The organism is Mucilaginibacter panaciglaebae, assembly GCF_039539265.1.
Classification (GTDB): Bacteria; Bacteroidota; Bacteroidia; order Sphingobacteriales; family Sphingobacteriaceae; genus Mucilaginibacter; species Mucilaginibacter panaciglaebae.
The window spans coordinates 18,583-37,935 of the sequence record NZ_BAABCV010000009.1; the positions used below are offsets into that span (position 1 = coordinate 18,583).

Genomic DNA, 19,353 nt, shown 5'->3' on the forward strand with positions numbered 1-19,353 from the left:
GCTAAATAAACCGCTATTTTAGCTATCTTTGCACAGTTTTGAACATCCGTGATATATTAGAAAGATATAAAGCTGATGACAGGATAAAGGCGCTTGCTACGGCTCTGAATGCGTCAAAAAATCCAAGAATACAGCTCCGTGGTTTGGTTGGGTCGGGCGATGCAACCCTGGCGGTAGCATTGTATTTTTTACAGCATAAGCACATGGTTTTTGTGCTGCCCGAGCGTGAAGAAGCCGGTTATTTCCAGGCTGATCTGGAAAACCTGACCGGTAAAGAAGTGCTGCTTTTTCCGTCATCATACCGCAAGCCATTTGAATTTACCCAGCCCGATAGCAGCAATGTTTTAGCGCGCGCCGAGGTATTAAACGAGTTGAATCATCCGTCAGACTTTGGCCAGCTCATCGTAACTTATCCTGAGGCTTTAGCCGAAAAGGTGATCGATCGTGCATCGCTGGAAAAAAACACATTAGAGATATCGGTTGGCAATAAGCTTAGCATCGATTTTATCAACGAGTTTTTAGTTGATTATGATTTTGACCGCGTAGATTTCGTTTATGAGCCGGGACAGTTTTCTATTCGTGGCGGCATTGTCGATATCTTCTCCTTTTCGCACGATCTGCCTTACAGGGTCGAGTTTTTTGGCGATGTGATCGAATCTATCCGCACTTTTGAGATTGAAAGCCAGCTGTCGGTCGAGCAAGTCAAAAGCATCACCATCGTTCCTAATGTTCAATCTAAATTCCTGACTGAAAGCAATATCTCGTTATTAGAATATATAGATGCAGATACTCAGGTATGGATAAAGGATGTACAGTTTACCTTTGATATCATTAAGTCGGGCTATAAAAAAGCAACCCAATTGTGGAATGCGCTGTCGGCCGATGAAAAGAATCGAAACCCGGATTGGATAGACCCTAAATTTGGATTCACCGACGAAAAACTAATTGCCGACCAGTTACATGATTTCGCCGTGGTTGAGTTTGGTAAGCAGTTCTTTTACCAGGCCGATGCTGTTATCAACTTCGACATGCGCCCGCAGCCGTCGTTCAATAAAGACTTTACGCTGCTCATTCATAATTTCAAAAATAACGAGGCGGAGAAGATCGAGAATTATATCCTGACCGATTCGGCCCGACAGGTTGAGCGGCTTTATGCTATTCTGGACGATTTGGACAGATCGGTAAAATTTACCCCGATCAGCATATCTATTCGCGAAGGGTTTATAGACCGCGAGCAGAACCTTGCCTGCTATACCGATCATCAAATATTTGACCGCTACTACAAATACAAACTCAAAAAAGGCTATCAGCGCTCACAAGCCATCACCTTAAAAGAATTGCGTGAACTTAAACCCGGCGACTACGTTACGCACATCGATCACGGCATAGGCAAATACGCCGGACTGGAGAAAGTGGAGGTGGCAGGCAAGCAGCAAGAAATGATCCGCCTGATTTATGCGGATAACGATTTACTGTATGTCAATATCAATTCGCTTAACCGTATCTCGAAGTACAGCGGTAAAGAAGGCACCATACCTAAAATGAATAAATTAGGTACCGACGCCTGGGAGAAGCTGAAGAAAACAACAAAAAAAAAAGTTAAAGATATAGCCCGCGATCTGATCAAGCTTTACGCACTGCGCAAATCGCAGGAGGGTAACGCTTTTTCGCCGGACAGTTATCTACAAACCGAGCTTGAAGCTTCGTTTATTTACGAAGATACCCCTGATCAGGAAAAAGCCACCGCCGATTTTAAGCGCGATATGGAGTCGCCACACCCTATGGATCGCCTGATTTGTGGCGACGTGGGTTTTGGCAAGACCGAAGTTGCTGTACGTGCTGCTTTTAAAGCAGTTGCTGATAGCAAACAAGTAGCCATCCTGGTGCCGACGACCATCCTGGCTGCTCAGCACTTTAAAACTTTTAGCGACAGGTTGAAAGGCTTTCCTTGTAATATAGATTATGTCAACCGCTTCAAATCGAGCAAGCAGATCAAGGAAACCTTAGAAAAGCTGAAAGAAGGTAAGGTAGATATTATCATTGGTACGCATCGGTTGGTGAGCAAAGACGTCAAGTTTAAAGATCTGGGGCTTATGATCATTGATGAGGAGCAGAAATTTGGTGTAAGTACCAAAGAAAAGCTGAAACAAATGCGTGCTAACGTGGATACGCTGACCCTGACTGCGACGCCGATACCACGTACGCTGCATTTCTCGCTGATGGGTGCCAGGGATTTGTCTATCATATCTACACCACCCCCAAACCGCCAGCCGGTAGTTACAGAGCTACATGTGTTTAATGATAAACTGATCAAAGAAGCAGTGGCTTACGAGATTGACCGTGGCGGACAGGTATTCTTCATTCATAATCGCGTTCAGGATTTGCCTCAATTGGGAGGGATGATCCATAAGTTAGTTCCGGGTGCTCGGGTGGGTATAGCTCATGGCCAGCTGGAGGGCGATGCATTGGAAGACGTGATGCTTAAGTTTGTGAACCATGAGTATGATGTATTAGTAGCTACTACCATCATCGAGGCCGGTTTAGATATCCCGAATGCCAATACCATTATCATAAACCATGCGCATATGTTTGGTTTGAGCGACCTGCACCAGATGCGTGGCCGGGTTGGTCGTAGTAATAAAAAGGCTTATTGTTATTTACTGAGCCCGCCATTATCAACACTTACCAACGAGGCCCGCAAGCGCCTGAGCGCTATTGAAGAGTTCAGTGATCTGGGCAGCGGCTTCAACGTAGCTATGCGCGACCTGGACATTAGGGGCAGCGGTAATCTATTGGGTGCCGAGCAAAGCGGTTTTATTGCTGAGATTGGTTTTGAAATGTACCATAAGATCTTGGACGAAGCCATCCACGAACTGAAGGACGAAGAGTTTAAAGGCCTGTTCCCAGAAGATAAAACGCGCTCATATATCACCTTCACCCAAATTGATACAGACCTGGAGATATTGATCCCGAATGAATATGTAACCAGCCTGTCAGAACGCTATAACCTGTACTCTGAGCTATCCAAACTGGAAAACGAAGCCGAGCTGCAAGCCTTCCAGCAACAATTACATGACCGCTTTGGCCCGATACCGACCCAGGTAAGCGATTTGCTGAATACCATGCGACTGCAATGGATGGGCAAGACTATTGGCTTTGAAAAGATATCACTTAAAAAAGGCGTTCTATGCGGTTATTTCATCGCCAATCAAAAATCAGCATATTATGAGTCGCAGCAATTTCGCAATGTGCTCAATTTTGTGCAGGCTAATCCGCGGCGCACTAATTTGAAAGAGGTGAAAGATACATTGCGCCTAAGTATTGACGGGGTGCAGACCGTTGATGAGGCTGTAGAGTTGTTGGGGGGTATGGTGGAAGAGGCCGTATAACAAATTTGTCATTGCGAGGAGGAACGACGAAGCAATCGCAAAGAAGCAATGTTCGCGATTGCCACGCTACGCTCACAAGGACACGAGGGTAAGAACGATATTACACCACCCGCTTATAAATCCCGTTCAAATTCCTGCCCAGCTCCATATAATCCAACCCATAACCTACCACAAATTCATTAGGTATCCGGAAGGCTACATGCTTTAATTCTTCAATGGTATATTCAAGTGCGTCGGGTTTCAGCAGCAACGTGCAAACGGTAATAGAAGCCGGTTTACGGTGACTCAACTTGGCTACTAAGTAATCAAGTGTGTTGCCGGTATCTACAATGTCTTCGATCAGGATGACATGGCGGTTGGTAATATCAGTCATTAAATCAAAATCATCACGGATGCGGCGGGTACTGCTTACACCACCGTGATATGACGAGAGTTTGGTAAAAGCAACTTCGCAGGGTATAGTGATCTCTTTCATCAAATCGGCCATAAACATAAAGCAGCCGTTGAGCACGCCGACAAATACCGGTGCTTTGTCTGCATAATCTTTATTTAGCCCGGCTGCGATTTCTTTGATGCGGGTTTGTATGTCGCCGGCAGCTATAAGGGGCTCGAACTCTAAGTCGGCTATTTTGACGTTCATAGTAGAGCTAATATAATCGGATTGAACAACATCGCAAAGTAAAAGTGTCCGTCCGTTTGCTTGCCTTAACAGATTGAAATAATCGGACACCTTTGAGTGATGCATATTTCCCTATCTTTGTCCCCTCAAATGATGGAATATCAGCTCTATACTCTCCCTAACGGCATCCGCATCATGTATAAGTATGCCCCTTCAACGGTTACCCATGCGTGTATATTAATTAATGCCGGCTCACGCGATGAACTCCCTAACCAGGAGGGACTGGCGCATTTCATAGAGCACTTATTATTTAAGGAAACAGAGCGACGCAGCACCACGCAGATCTTGAATCGGCTGGAATTGGTTGGGGCTGATCTGAATGCCTATACAACGAAAGAGTATACCTGTATACACGCTTCATTTTTGAATCCGTACCTGGAGCGGACTATTGATCTGTTTGAAGATATTGTATTCCATTCTACTTTCCCTGAAGATGAATTGGAGAAAGAGCGTGGTGTGATCCAGGACGAAATAGCCTCATACCTCGATCAGCCGGAAGAAGCTATCATGGACGATTTTGAAGAACTGCTTTTCAAAGATCATCCGATAGGAAAAAACATTCTGGGAACTACAGAGACCGTTAGCTGCTTAAGTCGCGATGATATGAAGCAATTCATCGCCACAAATTATAATACTAATGAGATCATTTTCGCGGTTGTAGGCGATTATGATTTTAAAAAGGTAAGCAAGCTAGGCGACAAGTATTTTGGCGGTATAGCGCCTAATTATACACATAAACATAGGGTAACTCCGTCTTTAGCAACTGTAGGCAGGCACATCATTCATAAACCAATATCGCAAACCCATTGCGTTATAGGTAATACGGCTTATGCATCGTCACACAGAAACAAAACAGGCTTGCTGCTGCTGAATAATTTATTAGGAGGCATGGGCATGAGTAATCGTCTCAATCTCGAGATACGCGAGAAGTACGGCATCGCGTACACCATTGAGTCGAATTATACTGCCTTGACCGATACCGGGATATTTTCCATCTACTTTGGTACCGATGCGGAGAAAGCAGACAAAGCCGCACGGCTGGTGCATAAAGAGCTCAAGAAACTACGAGAGCAGAAACTGAGCACATTGGCACTGCATCAAAACAAACAGAAATTCATTGGCCAAATAGCCCTGGCCGAAGAGAACCGCATGAGCCTGATCATATCCATGGCTAAAAGTTTGGTCGATTTCAATTACGTGGATACGCTGCCGCAATTATTCGAGAAGATCAACAATGTAACGGCATCGCAATTGCTGGAGATAAGCAATGAGATATTTGACGAAAGTAAAATGATGACCTTGCTATTTGAGCCTAAGCAGTAATACTAGAAATATCGAATCATGAATTTAGAATGCCGACATCGAAGTGCTTCATGATTCATTAATCGGCATTCGATGTTACAGAGTTTTATCCGAAAAAATAAAAGCGTATTTTTGCAAGCATGAAATTACCTATAATAGCCTACGGCGACCCGGTTTTAAGAAAAAAAGCAACAGCTATTGAACCTGCAGAATATCCGCATATCAAGCAACTGTGCGACGATATGTTTGAAACCATGTATGCTGCACGTGGTGTTGGCCTGGCTGCCCCACAGGTTGGCTTGTCTATGCGTTTGTTTGTGGTTGATGCTTCGGTATTTGACGACGACGAGCCTGAGCTTAAGGATTTCAAAAAAGTATTTATTAATGCCTGCATTTTGGAAGAGAGCGGCAAAGAATGGTCGTTTAACGAAGGCTGCCTGAGCATTCCGGATATCCGCGAAGATGTAAGCCGCAAAGCGACCATTAAAATATCTTACTACGACGAGAACTGGCATCACCACGAAGAAACCTTCTCTGGCATGGCTGCCCGCATCATTCAGCATGAGTATGACCATATTGAGGGTAAACTGTTTACTGACAAATTGAGCCCATTGCGTAAACGGTTACTTGAAAAACGACTGAACGATATTTCAAGAGGCCTGGTGGATGTTGATTATAAGATGAAATTCCCGGCAGTTAAAAAAGGACGTTAGTTTAGAGTTTAAGTCAGTAGCCGTGAGTTCTGAGTCTTGAATAAACCGACTTAGCACTAAGACTAAGCGCTCCGACTTAATTCGAAGCGTTAGATTTATCGCCGGCGGCGATATCTTTGATCAGGCTACCCCAGGCAAATGGGTTAAGCAAGGGGTTGGTAATAGAGTGCGAGTTGACGATGTTGTTATGCATCTCTTGTGCATTGATGCTTTCATACACGGTATGGGGATAGGTTGCACCCGCCTCCTTGATGGTTTTTGGGTTTAAGTTTTTGCGGATGATCTCCAGGTCATCATCGGCGATCTTCATCGCCAGAAAATCGCGTTTAAACTCATCGGCCGTTGCCCATGGGAATACCCTGACGGCGGGCAGGTTGAAAATTTGCGGTTTCAGCAGCACATTAGTTACCAGGCTATGATTGGGCACATTTTCCGGCACTACAATAGTTACGGGGAAATAGCCCACACTCGAGAATGTCAGTGTATCGCGCTCATGCGCCACAAATGAAAAATAACCTTCAAAGTCGCTTATAAATACCTGTTTGTTGGTGCTAACGTTTTTTACGCTCACATAAGGTACTATAACAAGCTTCGCACTATCGGCATTACGCGTAATACCGCTAAACTGCACTAAAGGGCGCTCGGTTTGTTGTGCAAAAACCGCTGCGGTGCAACATAACAATAGTAAGCTAAAAAGGTATTTCATTGTGCCGTAATCTATCCTATAATTACTTTCAACGGGTAAAAATAGTTTTTAGTTTTTAAACCAAATGGTATTGCCGCTGCGCAGAGGGCGCATTTAACAATACTTAACAATTAGCGCATGTTTTCAGGAAGCACGGCGTCGGGGTCGTCAATATCGGTTAGGTTAATAGCCTCAACTGCGGTAATCTCGGGTACTGCTTTTTGAATGGCGCCTTCAATCCCCGCTTTAAGGGTCATGATGCTCATAGGGCAAGAACCGCATGAGCCCAATAACTTTAACTTAACTACGTTGTCGGGTGTAATCTCCTCAATCGACACATTACCACCGTCTGTCTCCAGGTACGGACGAATGGAATCTAACGCTGCTTCAACCCTCTCTAATAAACTCATTTTTATATATTTATAGTAAAGTTATTAATTATTTATAATATCTCCACGTAATACCTGCGCATTATTGATAGATACCTGCTGTGCCACTCGGTTGGCCATTTCGGTAAAAGCATCAACCATCAGCTCATGTTCTTCGCTCAGTACAATGGGTTTACCGGCATCGCCACTGTCGCTGATGCCTTTAACCAGCGGAATTTCGCCCAAAAAAGGCACCTCCAGTTGCTCAGCCAGTTTCTTGCCGCCGCCCTGGCCAAAAATATAATACTTGTTCTCAGGCAGCTCGGCAGGGGTAAAGTAGGCCATATTTTCTACAATGCCCAGTAAGGGCACATTGATGCTCTCCATCAAAAACATACCGATACCTTTCTTCGCGTCGGCCAGTGCTACGGCCTGCGGTGTGGTTACGATAACCGCGCCTGTTACCGGGAAGGTTTGGGTAATGGTAATATGGATGTCGCCGGTTCCGGGTGGTAAATCTACTACCAGGTAGTCCAGCTCGCCCCAGTCGGCATCATTAAATAGCTGCTTAACGGCGGTCGACACCATTGGCCCACGCCATGGCACGGGTTGATTAGGGTCTGTAAAAAAGCCAATCGACAGCAGCTTGATACCATACTTTTCAATAGGCTCAATACGTGTCTTGCCGTTCACCTGGCTGGCCAGAGGCCGCGCCCCTTCCAGGCCGAACATAATGGGGATGCTCGGGCCGTAGATGTCGGCATCGATCAAACCTACCTTAGCGCCGCTTTTAGCAAGCCCCAGCGCCAGGTTGACCGACACGGTACTCTTACCCACGCCGCCCTTGCCCGACGCCACGGCGATAATATTTTTAACCCCCGGCACGCCGGTGTTCTTCTGCGTAGTAACTCGCGACGTCATATTGACCGTCACCTCGATATCCTTGCTGATAAAATGGCTGATGGCATTGCGGCAGGCATTCTCGATCAAAGCCTTTAGCGGACAAGCCGGCGTAGTCAGAATAACCGAAAAACTAAGGCGATTCCCATCGATCACGATATCCTGGATCATGTTCAGTGTCACCAGGTCCTTTTTCAGATCCGGCTCTTCGACATTGCTCAAAGCTTGCAGTACTTGTTCTTTAGTAATGGTCATAGCGCGTTATGAATAGCAAAGCTACTAAATAGCCAAGCAAGGTTTGTCATGATAGTTTGGTTTTTTGGTGGGCGGGAGCTTCAATAGGCCTATCCTAATAAGCTTGTCCAGGATAGGCTTGGGCGTTCATGTCCACGTATAACATTCTTTAGAACGACAAAATTAAATCTCCGCCGCGTTGGCAGGTGTCATCCAGCAACCTGATGCTTGTCACTACATTAATCGTTCAGTTTATCGGCTATGTACAGAATACTGTTATCAAGGTCTTTGGCAGCTTTAAGTAAATGCCTCTCGGCCTCTACATAACTTTGATATTTGTCGTCGCTATTGCTTATGGTGTCAATGATACCCAGTATATTGGAGAGATGCCGTCGTATCTCGTGCGAGTTAATAAAAGACAACTCATTTCGCTTAGTTTCAAAAAGCAGTTTTTCGAGCTCCCTTTTCTGGCGGATGTTGCGATATAACATCGCCCCGACCACCAGCACCAGCGTAATGGTAACCATGCTGAAAATAAGCCATAAGCGCTCGCGCTTAAAGCCCTCCTCGCGCCTTACATAACCATTTTGCATCTCATCCAGTCTTAAACCTGCGGCAATAGGGTCTACAGCCACAAGGCGGGTAATTTGCATCTTAGCTTGTTGCAGCGACTTGTCAAAATACTGGATAGCCAGATCATTCTCTGAATTGGCCGCGGCAATGCGGGCCAGCATTTCATATAATGGCAGCGTCTCTTCCGGGTGGTTTTGCAAGGCAGAATCGGCAATAAGGCGCCGAGCTACAACACGTGCGGAATCAATCTGTCCGCTACGAAAAAGCATGGTAGCCCGGTTTTTTTCATCCGTTTCGTCATAATTGTAACGCTTGTCCTTTTGCAGCTTAGCCAGTCGTCTGAGCGCATCGCTGTAATACCCCTGCAACAGTTCAAGGGTATAAATACCCCGTTGCTGAAAAGTATATAATCGCTGACTAGGTAGTTTCAGCCCGAGTAATAGTTTGGTGTATTTCGCCAGCGAATCTACCCGGGCCATACTAAAATAATTTTCGGCCTTATTAGCCAGGATCATCATGGTAAATGAAGGTTCACCAAGCTTTTGCCGGCGCATCAGCGCTGTCGCCTGGTCCAAATATAGCAGCGACTGATTGTATAGCTTATTGCGGTGATAAATGTCTGAAATATTGATGTCAACCAGCGTCTGCAGGTAAGCGTCGTTTAAGGTAACCGCCTCTTTTCTTGCCTGCCTGAAACTTGTTATCGCTTCTGTTGCATTACCTTCAACGCCTTGTAAAAAGGCCAGCTGCGTAAAACAGGCAAAAAGCAGGCAATGATCATCCTTCTGTTCAGCAAGCCTAATGGCGCGCACCAGCACTTTTTCTGCCGCTATATATTGCTTCTGTTCCATCCGGTACATGGTTTCGGCAAACAAGCGTACCGCCTCTGCGTCTGGTACCGCGAAAACAGTCAATAAACTATCCAGGCTTTTTTTGGCCGCGGGCAAGTTCCTGGGCAGGCGTCCGCCGAAATAATAGCGGATAGACAAGATCAGTTGTTTGTCTTTTTGCGGCCCGTCTTTTTGTTTCAGGATAGTTAGCAAGCTGTCGGTGCTAACCAGTTCCGTCGCCCGCGCTGTGCCAACTAAAAACAGGGCAAACAACAGGATAAGGTAGATTTTTCGCATCATCTAAAAGGTATACGCTAATCTACAACCAGCCATTTAAAAAACATAAAATTAGTTTGATTGTCACAAGGGCGTTACCGCGGTATTGGTCTGCGTTATTATCACTAACACGAGACGGGGGGTATTCGTGCTGAAATATAGACAAAAGCAAACCGTCAGAAGGGTTACAGCTTGCTATTCCTGTCACGAATATATTGGCAAACAGTATTGCGTTTACGGCCAAACAAATTTGAATAAGCCGCTGTATTTACTTTATTTGAGTATTAAAGATAACTTAAGATGTCAACCAGTTCCCCTAATATTGACCTTACGTTGCTGGCTAATGCCGTTGCCGCAACAAATACCAGTTTTATTATAGCCGATCATACCGCGCCGGACCACCCCATTATTTTTTGTAACGAGGCCTTTGAGCAGCTTACCGGCTACCCGCGCGAAGAGGTGTTAGGCAAAAACTGCCGCTTTTTGCAGGGCGACGACCGTGACCAAACAGAACTGGAGCGCCTACGCGACGCGGTACGTTGCGGACAGAGCGTCACCGTTACTTTGCGCAATTATCGTAAAGACGGCTCTCCGTTCCGTAACGAGCTGAATATTTCTCCGGTGCATGGCCCAGACGGCGCCATTACGCATCTCATTGGCATACAAAGGCTGGCAGCTTCGGTATTGCCCCCGTTAGAAGATCAATTTCATCATGAATGGCGTACGCCGCTCGCCATCATTAAAGGCACCCTACAGATACTGCGACAAAAAGGACATACCATTGACCCCAATTTCCTGAATAAAAGCTTAGGCGCGGCGGTAAAGGCTATCGACCGCCTGGAGAACCTGGGGCTCGATGTCAAGGAAAAGAACGCTTGATTGTACGTGAGGCCAGTGACATTTAATACCGGTAATGAGCCGGATGCGTGCTTTGATCATACCGGTACAGGCTAACGCAACCGACGCGGTGATCCACGCGCGAATGTGTATCAATTTGGATCAGTTGGATCGCTTCAAAAAGGCAATATTCTGAATTTCAGCTATTTGAAAAATTTTGTTCGTCTGCGTGGATCAGTTTGGATCACGTTTCCTGACTTTTAAGTTGGTATTTGGATCAGCCGAAATTATGACCCGCAGCGCCATTGCGAGAAACGAAGACAACCGACCGAAGGAGATCTTAATACCTTTGAAAAATTAAATAATTAATAATCTATGGATATGTTAGTTCCCTTGGGTTGGTGCGGTGATAACACCGACCAGAGGCTGAATGAACAATGCAACCTACACGCTCGGTCCGACCCAATTTGCCGGCTCATTCGTAAACTTGACACTTTCAAATTCATGCCAGGTTGGATCATTATAGGGGTCAAAACTGTCGGGGAACAAAGTTGGCACTTGCCAATCGTTGGCGTAAAACCACAACTCATCAATCAACTTAAAGCGGATTGAACTTTCGATGTCCAATAACGAACTCGCACCGTTGTCGGTAAAGACGACCGAGCCGTGTTTTTTGTAGTTGCCACTATCACGATACAGGTACGAAAATTTGATGTTAGCCATCTGGGCTAAGTTAGCCAGACCGTATATAGCGGTCAATCGGAAATAAGTGAACTTTACGATTTAAACCGTTGATTGTGCACTCTCAAAAACGCTACATCTGGCGAAAACTTTTTTGGTTCAATTAATGCCTTGCCATCGTAAGCGATAAAATTTTGCTGGATGCTCTCAACATCCTTGCCTTTATAAAGTTTCGGAGAGACCTTGATCTTTAAATCTTCGGTCACCGTAATCAAGCCGCAATCAAAAGCCCTATCATGTAATGTGTTTAACGCCAATCCGTTCTTTGGGTTAAGGCGATTCCCGGCATCTGCGCTCCAGGGCAAAATGTGGCTGGCGACGATCAACTCCGGCACATCAATGCCGGTGATGCAGCACTGATTATTGAAATTAGTCAATACAATTTTTCGGAACAACGATTGGTTGACGCGCACTTTTACTAAACGTTCGCGCTCCTTGCCTTCAACGTCTTTCAGGTTTTCTAAGTCGACGTTGTTGAGTTGTTCAATGGTAGTTTGTTTCTTTTTAGCCAGCAGCTTTTCACCTTCAATAAACTCCTCATCCCAATTTTGCATGTATTCATGCCACACCTGCGTATCTAATTTGCTGATGTTCTCCAATCCTTTGATGCCGCGTTCACGCAACTTAGGGTCGAGGCTGGCAAAGTTTCCTAATTTTCTGGCAATGGCTGAGGGACTTCGATTTATCAACGTAGATAATTCGATCACATCTTTATTGCGCGAATGCATCTGGCCAAATGGGATTTTGCAATAGAGGTTTATGGCTAGAACAGCCTCTTCTTTGGTCCATAAACTTTGGCCTTCTTTCATTATGCGGTTTATTCTACCTCTAAAAGTACATGTTTGCAGTTGATATTTAAACATTCATTGACAAACAAGCGTAGGTCGGTGTGGTAGAAATCAGCAGTGATATCGGTTCTGGCGCCGCAGATAGGGCAGATTGTGGGTTGGTCGGTGCTGAAATAGAACATAAAGTACAGCAATTAAACACCTAAAACCGATGGAAAAAAATGCTTACAACCTATTTGCATAACATGCAATGTCAATTAGCCTATGGCTACGGCTTTTAATAATTGATTTAAATTAGCTCGCATTGTTTTAGAGCTTTTTCTAATGGGATAGGCACCTTTATTTAATAGTATCTCGTTTCCTATGGCATGTTCGGGCATGCCTTCATAAATAGGCGCAAATAAATATTTATGCATTCTCAAGGCTTTTTCACCAGCATCAATACTTCCTCCCTTTTCGCCAGCTTCTATTAATACCATAGCATTGCTCAGCGCAATAATTGTGTTATTTCGCTGCATAGCTCGGCTTGTACTCCAAATAGAATTTGGCTCAAACTCACTAATTATTAATACTCTGTTCCAATCCCATACCTCTTTAAGTTCCTTTTTGATATAGAAGTGGTTTATACCCTCGGGGAGTACTATAATAGTCGCTCCATTACTTTTTAATGCCCAATAATGTGTTTGAATATCGACGCCTGACGCATATCCAGAAACGACAGCAATTTTTCTTTCAGAAAGTTGAATCGCGCAATCCTTCGCCACTTCTAAGCCCTTTTCACTTGCTTTTCTGGAACCACAAAAGCCGACTTTATAAGTGTTTAATAGATTGACATTGCCTATATAAGATAATACCGGTGGCGTACTATTCGTTAATGATTTCTTTAATGAAATCGGATATTGATGATTTAAAACGTTAATGAATTTCACCTTTTTATCGCAGGCAAAATTCAACATTTTATTTAGGTCATCATCTGGCTCAAAAAAACGATCTGTAAATTCTTTTCTAATCCATTTTTTTAATGGTTCTATAGAGTGATCTTCATTAGAAAATAACGCTTCATTATGAGATAAGGTAAGTAATGCTTTGTTCATGCTTACTGCACCATAACCCTTGATTCGTAAAACTTTGTAAATCAAATATGTTAATTCATCGAACATAATCACCATTGTTTCTAGCTTTAACAAAAGATAATCCAAATATGTGTGAAGACCCTGCTTCTTTTAATTTCATAGCGATATACTGCATTGTCGTGCCCGACTGATAAAGATCATCAACTAAAATGATTTTTTTATCTTTTAGATCTCTTTTTATGGAAAGGTTAACTGCCGTTAATGCATCCCATTTTTGTTCTAACACAAGTTCTTTCAACTGTTGCTTTTTTCTTTCCCAATTGACCGATAAAGATATATTTTCACATTTAACATTACTAAGTTGCTCTATAACCTTTCTTGGTAAATTATTTGTTAAAGGATCGCTAGGCGGAACGGCGCAAATAAAGTCTGCGTTGTTATAAAACGGTGTATTATTGATAAAACTGGCGCAAATTTCAGAGAGCCTAGTAACAGAGTTTTCATCATTTTTATATTTAGCGCTATCCTCAAGTTGTCCAATTGTTGTCAGTTCGTCGTTTTCTGTTATGTTTTCGCTTAACGCCATTGACAAATCAAGCCTATCTCTCAAAAAAACGGTCTCTTTATATTTTTCAACAAAAACTTCAATAGTTTTAAAATCGTCTTCGGTATTAATTGACATAAAGTATTTACCGAAACTTGAAAATAATGTTAAACCGGTCTCTTGCTCAAATATAACTTTGATAGTTTCCTTAAACGGGACCACGAATTTTCCCACATATTTTTTATCTCGTCTTAATGCATCCTTATGACAGGAATTAAAGCAAATTCTTTTTGGCGAAATCTCAATCAAGCCTTGAACTAAGTCGTAAGTAATGATTTTGTTTTCTAAAATTGGAAATGAGCTAAAACTGAAATTCATACTGAAAATACTAACAAAATTAGCAAATTGTTTTATAGTTTAGGTGTTAGTAATTAATTATTTAAATTTAATTTATTGTTTGTATATAAGGCATTTGTTCCTGTGTTTTAGATTTCAACAATTATTTCTTTTTCAACAAAATGAATATCGGTGTCCTCAAACAAAACCTAGCTCTCTGATGCCGCAAGGGTCCGCTTTTGGTAATAGACTTTGTATAACCGAATGTCCTGTGTAGAGATCGCTTCGTTCCTCGTAATGACACGTCGGTAAATGTCCCCCTTCAAACAAAACCCACCCCTCAAACCTTTATCCCTACATGATAACAGTAATCGGAATTTTTGCAGACCTTAAGCTTGCCGAGCAGGCGGCCGACTATTTGCTGGCTAACGAGTTTGATAATGAAAGCATTGACGTGCACACCGACGGCGAGGGAGGGGCAGGAATAGATCGTATTGCCGATTTCTTTGGTCATCTGTATAATGAGGCCGACCGCGCCGGTCATTATGCATCGCTGGCGCGACAGGGCACGGTGATCACGGTCCATGCTGTGTCTACCCGCCAGGCGCAGGAGGCTGCGGATGTGTTCAATAATCACGGCGCCATCAGGGTAGATGCCGACGGAGGCCGTAGTTTGGTGATTGAGCAGATTGTTCCGCAGCAAAAGCGACTAAGGGGAAGCGAATTATAAACACAGTTCATTTCGAGTGTAAACGAGAACTATTCTCTTGAGCATAGCGAAAAATCTATACACGGATAGGCATGCCAGATCAGCGTATGTATAGATCTCTCACTATGTTCGAGATGACAAGTTAGTTAAAACTACACCCGCAAAAATATCTTATACTTATACAGGACATACAAAAACAGCCACTTGATACCCAGGTAGGTCACCGCGGCTATTACCAGGTTGAAGGGGTTGCCAATGAGCTGGAAGAGCCAGTTAAAGAAGGCGCTGTTGGTATGGTCCCAGTCGATAAAGTGATTGGACATGTAGATGAGTATCGAGTTCATGCCGATGACCTTGAAAAAGAAGGCCCATTTTACATAACCCAACACATCGATGATATAATAAAACAGCGCCATCAGTAGCAGGCTTATGCCGCCTACATTAAGCACGAACGAGCTTGTCCAGAGGTTTTTGTTAACGGGGAAGTCGAGGTTCCATATCCACGCCAGTATCAAAAACAGCACACCTACTACGGCCATGCGTGTCACCTTTTTCATTTGGCTCAGGCCGGTCTTTTTTAGGGTGATGCCGGTGAGTACGCCCAGCAGCCCGGTACTGATGGCCGGGATGGTGGAAAATATCCCCTCGGGGTCATGTATACCCAGGTAAAGCTTACCCGGCAGCAAACAACGGTCGACATACGAGGCGAAGTTGCCCGGCATGGTCAGGTCGCCAGCCGGAAAACCCGGTGCCGACAGGAATTTGAGTATCAGCCAATAGGCGATGATAAAAAACCAGAACCAGAATATCTGCCAGCGCTCGGCAGCGTACAGGTAAATAATAGCGGCAAACATATAGGCCAGACCAATGCGGCCCAGCACCGAACCAAAGCGAATGTCGGCAATGGGTTTAATATTGAGCCCGTTGTTATAAATGATACCGAACAGTACCAGGATAATGCCGCGTTTAACAACCCGCCAAAGCAGCTTATTGCGCGGGGTGCCGCGCTCCAAAGCGCGGCCCGCCGAAAACGGTGTCGACACGCCGGCCATGAACAGGAACAGCGGGAAAATGAGGTCGTAAAAATGGAAGCCGTTCCAGGCAGGGTGATCCAGCTGTATAGCCGCCCACTCAAAGGCCGGCCAGTGTGTGGCCTTTGCTATTTCTTTAACTACGGGTTCAAGCCCCATGATCCACACCATATCAAAGCCGCGCAGGGCGTCGAGTGATTGTAGCCGGGTGGGTGCTTGCTGAATGTCGTCAGCCTGAATTGTTGCTGCCATGGTTTAAATTGGTTAAGGAATTGATGATACAAGATAATGTTTTATTGGCGAATAAAACAAGAGGGGCTTTATCTCTCAAAACTCCATTAGATCCTTTTTCTTTTTATGCTTCATGCGCTTGGGCACAAAATCAAGGATCTCGTTTTTCAGGGCTTCTATCATGCGGCGTTTAAGGTGGTTACGAGGGATAACGATGCTAACCTCGCGGGCCGGCTCGGGCGATTTGAAATAGCGCACCCGGTCGAGCTGCTTGTCGCTCAGGTCAGACAGCGCCAGTTCGGGCAGGATGGTGGCGCCGTTGTTTTGGTCGACCATGCGTTTCAGGGTTTCTACGCTGCCGGTATTGTATTCGAAATGCTGAAACCCCTGTGTCGATTTGCGGCGCTGGCAAATGTTCAGTACCTGCTCGCGCATACAGTGGCCCTCGTTAAGTACCCAGATCTCTTCCATATCGATGTCGTCGGGCGTAATACTTTTCTTTTTGTAAAGCTTGCTGTGCTTAGAGGCATAGGCCACAAAGTTTTCGTAAAATACGGGTATCTCGGTCAGTGAGTTTTCGTGCAATGGGGTGGATAGAATGCCGCAGTCTATCATTCCCAGTTTTAGTTGCTGGATGATCTGCTCGGTAGTTTGCTCCCACACAATCAGTTTTACCTGGGGATATTTCTGGATAAAGCCGCTCAGTATTTTAGGTAGAATATAGGGCGACACCGTTGGAATGATCCCCACTTTCAGTTCGCCGGAAAGCTCCTTTTGGCGGTCGGATATGATCTCTTTGATCTTTTCGCTCTCGGCCAGCAATATTCGGGCCTGGTTGATGATATCGGCGCCTATCTCCGTTGGCGTTACCGGTTGTTTAGAGCGATCGAATAGTTTTACACCGAGGGTTTCTTCCAGCTTTTGTATCTGCATGCTCAGGGTAGGCTGCGTTACAAAGCATTTTTCGGCGGCAGCTACAAAGCTGCGATAGGTGTCGATAGCTACCAGGTATTCTAATTGGACGATCGTCATGGGTGTATAGATGGATTCTATACTAAGATAGGGAATTTATTTGTGTAGTCGATAGGTAGGATGGTCCATAGGCGATGGCCGATAGTCCATTAGTTAGCCCAAGCATCCGCTGCGGGAACGGACGAATAAAAAAGCCGCTCAGAAACTAAGCGGCTTTTACTATGGACTATGGCCTATCGGCCATGGACTAATCTATTCTACTGTAACGGATTTGGCCAGGTTACGTGGCTGATCCACATTACAACCCCGCATTACGGCTATATGATAGGCCAGAAACTGCAGTGGAATGGTAGCCAACAGCGGTACAAAAGCGTCGTCGGTTTGAGGTATCTCGATCACGTATTCTGCCATCTCTCTTACCTGGGTATCGCCTTCGGTAACAATAGCAATAACGTGTCCGCCGCGGGCTTTTACTTCCTGGATGTTGCTCACCACTTTTTCGTAAGATGAGTTTTTTGTGGCAATAAAAACTACCGGCAATTCGGCATCAATTAAGGCGATAGGGCCATGCTTCATTTCGGCTGCCGGATAACCCTCTGCATGCACGTACGATATTTCCTTGAGCTTTAAAGCGCCCTCTAAGGCCACAGGGAATGAACTTCCCCTCCCCAGGAACAAACAGTTGTTTGAATCTTTAAAACGGGCAGCAATTTCTTCGACCCGATCATTGCACTGCAGGGTGCGTTCAACCAGGGTTGGTATTTCGTTCAATTCCGTCAGGTATTCAATTAATTTGCTTTGCGTTAGTGTACCGCGTTGCTGGGCTATATAGAATGCAATCAGCGTCAAAACGGTTACCTGAGCAGTAAATGCTTTGGTTGATGCTACGCCGATCTCCGGCCCTGCGTGGGTGTAAACTCCGGCATCAGTAATACGGGGTATAGACGCCCCAACAACGTTACAAATACCGAATATAGTTGCGCCGCGCTCTTTGGCAATTTCTAAAGCAGCCATAGTATCGGCCGTTTCGCCCGATTGCGAAATGGCGATAACAATATCCTGTTCGGTAATGATGGGGTTGCGATACCTGAACTCAGAGGCGTATTCAACCTCAACCGGTACCCGGCCATATTCTTCGATCAGGTATTCGCCAACCAGGCCTGCATGCCATGAGGTACCACAAGCCACAATAATTATACGGTCGATATTTCTCAACTTGTCGGCATATTCTTTCACGCCGCCAAGCTGAACTTTCCCCTGGTCGGGATAGATGCGGCCACGTAGACAGTCGCGGATAGAACGGGCCTGCTCATAGATCTCTTTGAGCATGAAGTGATCATAGCCGCCTTTTTCAAGGGCTTCCAGCTTCATGTCCAGTTCGTGAATGTAGGGTGTTTGTATGGTATTGTCGATATGCTTGATCAGCAGATCGTCTCGTTTTACCTGGGCAATCTCGTTATCATTTAAGTAAATAACATTTTTGGTGTACTCTACTATCGGGGTAGCGTCAGACGCTATAAAGTATTCGCCTTTGCCAACACCAATAACCATTGGGCTGCCTTTGCGTGCGGCAATCAATACATCGGGTTCATCGGCACTCATAATTACGATAGCGTAAGCGCCGATAACTTTATTTAAGGTGATCCTTACTGCTTCATACAGATCAAGGCCGGTTTCTTCTTGAATATCTTCGACCAGGTGAATTAACACCTCTGTATCAGTATCGCTTTTAAAAGTGTGCCCTTTTGCTAAGAGCGTTTCCTTAATATTGGCGTAGTTCTCAATAATGCCGTTGTGGATAATGGTAAGCTTGCGGTCGCCCGATGAATGTGGGTGTGAGTTTCTGTCGCTTGGCGCACCGTGTGTAGCCCAGCGCGTATGCCCCATGCCTACAGTGCCTTTCAGGCTAACGTCTTTTACAAAATTTTCAAGGTCGCTTACCTTCCCGGCTTTTTTATAAACTTTAAGGTCTTTATCATATAAGGCAATGCCTGCGCTGTCATAACCCCGATATTCAAGGCGATGAAGCCCTTTTATAATAATTGGATAAGCGTCTCTATAGCCAATGTAGCCTACAATTCCACACATAAGGATGATTGTTGTTGTTGATTAATGTTTAACAAAAATAAGCAGCTGTACGAT

Annotated in this window: 17 protein-coding genes; 5 read left to right on the plus strand and 12 right to left on the minus strand. The window is 44.8% G+C overall.

Annotated elements, in window-relative coordinates:
* The first annotated feature begins 38 nt into the window (after positions 1-38).
* Positions 39-3,389 carry a transcription-repair coupling factor gene (mfd, locus tag ABD772_RS12920; protein ID WP_345105059.1) on the plus strand — a complete coding sequence of 1,117 codons (3,351 nt, stop codon included), beginning with the start codon at positions 39-41 and terminating at the stop codon, positions 3,387-3,389.
* A gap of 100 nt (positions 3,390-3,489) precedes the next feature.
* Here mfd and hpt read toward each other — a convergent pair whose 3' ends face one another.
* Entirely contained in the window at positions 3,490-4,029 is a 540-nt protein-coding gene (gene hpt, locus ABD772_RS12925; protein WP_345105062.1) for a hypoxanthine phosphoribosyltransferase, read from the minus strand.
* 132 nt (positions 4,030-4,161) lie between these two features.
* On the opposite strand from hpt, the gene ABD772_RS12930 reads away from it, so the two are divergent.
* Together ABD772_RS12930 and def are read left to right on the plus strand one after the other, a co-directional pair.
* Entirely contained in the window at positions 4,162-5,391 is a 1,230-nt protein-coding gene (locus ABD772_RS12930; RefSeq protein ID WP_345105585.1) for a M16 family metallopeptidase, read from the plus strand.
* A gap of 119 nt (positions 5,392-5,510) precedes the next feature.
* Positions 5,511-6,083 carry a peptide deformylase gene (def, locus tag ABD772_RS12935; protein ID WP_345105064.1) on the plus strand — a complete coding sequence of 191 codons (573 nt, stop codon included), beginning with the start codon at positions 5,511-5,513 and terminating at the stop codon, positions 6,081-6,083.
* A 76-nt stretch (positions 6,084-6,159) separates the two neighbouring features.
* Here the strand turns inward: def and ABD772_RS12940 are convergent, their stop codons facing one another.
* From ABD772_RS12940 to ABD772_RS12955, 4 genes are all read right to left on the minus strand, one after another.
* Positions 6,160-6,789 (minus strand): peptidase associated/transthyretin-like domain-containing protein, encoded by a 630-nt coding sequence (locus ABD772_RS12940; RefSeq protein WP_345105067.1) that lies wholly within the window; start codon positions 6,787-6,789, stop codon positions 6,160-6,162.
* Between the two features lie 110 nt (positions 6,790-6,899).
* Complete coding sequence (locus ABD772_RS12945) at positions 6,900-7,178, minus strand: NifU family protein (protein WP_345105069.1); 279 nt, start codon at positions 7,176-7,178, stop codon at positions 6,900-6,902.
* Positions 7,179-7,202: 24 nt separating this feature from the next.
* Entirely contained in the window at positions 7,203-8,291 is a 1,089-nt protein-coding gene (locus ABD772_RS12950; protein WP_345105072.1) for an Mrp/NBP35 family ATP-binding protein, read from the minus strand.
* Positions 8,292-8,509: 218 nt separating this feature from the next.
* Complete coding sequence (locus ABD772_RS12955; RefSeq protein ID WP_345105075.1) at positions 8,510-9,973, minus strand: hypothetical protein; 1,464 nt, start codon at positions 9,971-9,973, stop codon at positions 8,510-8,512.
* A 276-nt stretch (positions 9,974-10,249) separates the two neighbouring features.
* On the opposite strand from ABD772_RS12955, the gene ABD772_RS12960 reads away from it, so the two are divergent.
* Positions 10,250-10,828: a PAS domain-containing protein gene (locus ABD772_RS12960; protein ID WP_345105077.1), complete on the plus strand. Its 579-nt coding sequence runs from the start codon at positions 10,250-10,252 to the stop codon at positions 10,826-10,828.
* Between the two features lie 402 nt (positions 10,829-11,230).
* Here ABD772_RS12960 and ABD772_RS12965 read toward each other — a convergent pair whose 3' ends face one another.
* The 4 genes from ABD772_RS12965 to ABD772_RS12980 all read right to left on the minus strand — a co-directional run bounded on the left by ABD772_RS12965 (position 11,231) and on the right by ABD772_RS12980 (position 14,310).
* Positions 11,231-11,509, minus strand: coding sequence for a hypothetical protein (locus tag ABD772_RS12965; RefSeq protein ID WP_345105079.1), 279 nt, complete (start codon positions 11,507-11,509; stop codon positions 11,231-11,233).
* A 53-nt stretch (positions 11,510-11,562) separates the two neighbouring features.
* Entirely contained in the window at positions 11,563-12,336 is a 774-nt protein-coding gene (locus tag ABD772_RS12970; protein ID WP_345105082.1) for an HNH endonuclease, read from the minus strand.
* A gap of 236 nt (positions 12,337-12,572) precedes the next feature.
* A complete protein-coding gene (locus ABD772_RS12975; protein WP_345105084.1) occupies positions 12,573-13,475 on the minus strand; it encodes a DNA-processing protein DprA in 903 nt (300 codons plus the stop codon).
* A complete protein-coding gene (locus ABD772_RS12980; RefSeq protein WP_345105087.1) occupies positions 13,465-14,310 on the minus strand; it encodes a phosphoribosyltransferase in 846 nt (281 codons plus the stop codon). The genes ABD772_RS12975 and ABD772_RS12980 overlap by 11 nt, the downstream gene beginning before the upstream one ends.
* Before the next feature lie 316 nt (positions 14,311-14,626).
* Here ABD772_RS12980 and ABD772_RS12985 point away from each other — a divergent pair, with 316 nt between their 5' ends.
* On the plus strand, positions 14,627-14,998 hold the full coding sequence (locus ABD772_RS12985; RefSeq protein ID WP_345105090.1) for a hypothetical protein: 372 nt from the start codon (positions 14,627-14,629) through the stop codon (positions 14,996-14,998).
* 131 nt (positions 14,999-15,129) lie between these two features.
* Here ABD772_RS12985 and ABD772_RS12990 read toward each other — a convergent pair whose 3' ends face one another.
* The 3 genes from ABD772_RS12990 to glmS form a co-directional block, all read right to left on the minus strand.
* Entirely contained in the window at positions 15,130-16,260 is a 1,131-nt protein-coding gene (locus tag ABD772_RS12990) for an acyltransferase family protein (RefSeq protein WP_345105093.1), read from the minus strand.
* A 75-nt stretch (positions 16,261-16,335) separates the two neighbouring features.
* Complete coding sequence (locus ABD772_RS12995) at positions 16,336-17,271, minus strand: hydrogen peroxide-inducible genes activator (protein WP_345105096.1); 936 nt, start codon at positions 17,269-17,271, stop codon at positions 16,336-16,338.
* 192 nt (positions 17,272-17,463) lie between these two features.
* Positions 17,464-19,299: a glutamine--fructose-6-phosphate transaminase (isomerizing) gene (gene glmS, locus ABD772_RS13000; RefSeq protein ID WP_345105099.1), complete on the minus strand. Its 1,836-nt coding sequence runs from the start codon at positions 19,297-19,299 to the stop codon at positions 17,464-17,466.
* Positions 19,300-19,353 lie beyond the last annotated feature (54 nt).

What these genes read in the sequence shown, in the direction of transcription:
- ABD772_RS12980 (WP_345105087.1), bottom strand. Translation starts at nt 14,310, where the DNA reads ATGAATTTCAGTTTTAGCTCATTTCCAATTTTAGAAAACAAAATCATT.
- ABD772_RS12995 (WP_345105096.1), bottom strand. Translation starts at nt 17,271, where the DNA reads ATGACGATCGTCCAATTAGAATACCTGGTAGCTATCGACACCTATCGC.
- hpt (WP_345105062.1), bottom strand. Translation starts at nt 4,029, where the DNA reads ATGAACGTCAAAATAGCCGACTTAGAGTTCGAGCCCCTTATAGCTGCC.
- ABD772_RS12945 (WP_345105069.1), bottom strand. Translation starts at nt 7,178, where the DNA reads ATGAGTTTATTAGAGAGGGTTGAAGCAGCGTTAGATTCCATTCGTCCG.
- ABD772_RS12985 (WP_345105090.1), top strand. Translation starts at nt 14,627, where the DNA reads ATGATAACAGTAATCGGAATTTTTGCAGACCTTAAGCTTGCCGAGCAG.
- ABD772_RS12970 (WP_345105082.1), bottom strand. Translation starts at nt 12,336, where the DNA reads ATGAAAGAAGGCCAAAGTTTATGGACCAAAGAAGAGGCTGTTCTAGCC.
- ABD772_RS12940 (WP_345105067.1), bottom strand. Translation starts at nt 6,789, where the DNA reads ATGAAATACCTTTTTAGCTTACTATTGTTATGTTGCACCGCAGCGGTT.
- ABD772_RS12975 (WP_345105084.1), bottom strand. Translation starts at nt 13,475, where the DNA reads ATGTTCGATGAATTAACATATTTGATTTACAAAGTTTTACGAATCAAG.
- def (WP_345105064.1), top strand. Translation starts at nt 5,511, where the DNA reads ATGAAATTACCTATAATAGCCTACGGCGACCCGGTTTTAAGAAAAAAA.
- ABD772_RS12960 (WP_345105077.1), top strand. Translation starts at nt 10,250, where the DNA reads ATGTCAACCAGTTCCCCTAATATTGACCTTACGTTGCTGGCTAATGCC.
- ABD772_RS12950 (WP_345105072.1), bottom strand. Translation starts at nt 8,291, where the DNA reads ATGACCATTACTAAAGAACAAGTACTGCAAGCTTTGAGCAATGTCGAA.
- glmS (WP_345105099.1), bottom strand. Translation starts at nt 19,299, where the DNA reads ATGTGTGGAATTGTAGGCTACATTGGCTATAGAGACGCTTATCCAATT.
- ABD772_RS12990 (WP_345105093.1), bottom strand. Translation starts at nt 16,260, where the DNA reads ATGGCAGCAACAATTCAGGCTGACGACATTCAGCAAGCACCCACCCGG.
- ABD772_RS12930 (WP_345105585.1), top strand. Translation starts at nt 4,162, where the DNA reads ATGGAATATCAGCTCTATACTCTCCCTAACGGCATCCGCATCATGTAT.
- ABD772_RS12955 (WP_345105075.1), bottom strand. Translation starts at nt 9,973, where the DNA reads ATGATGCGAAAAATCTACCTTATCCTGTTGTTTGCCCTGTTTTTAGTT.
- ABD772_RS12965 (WP_345105079.1), bottom strand. Translation starts at nt 11,509, where the DNA reads ATGGCTAACATCAAATTTTCGTACCTGTATCGTGATAGTGGCAACTAC.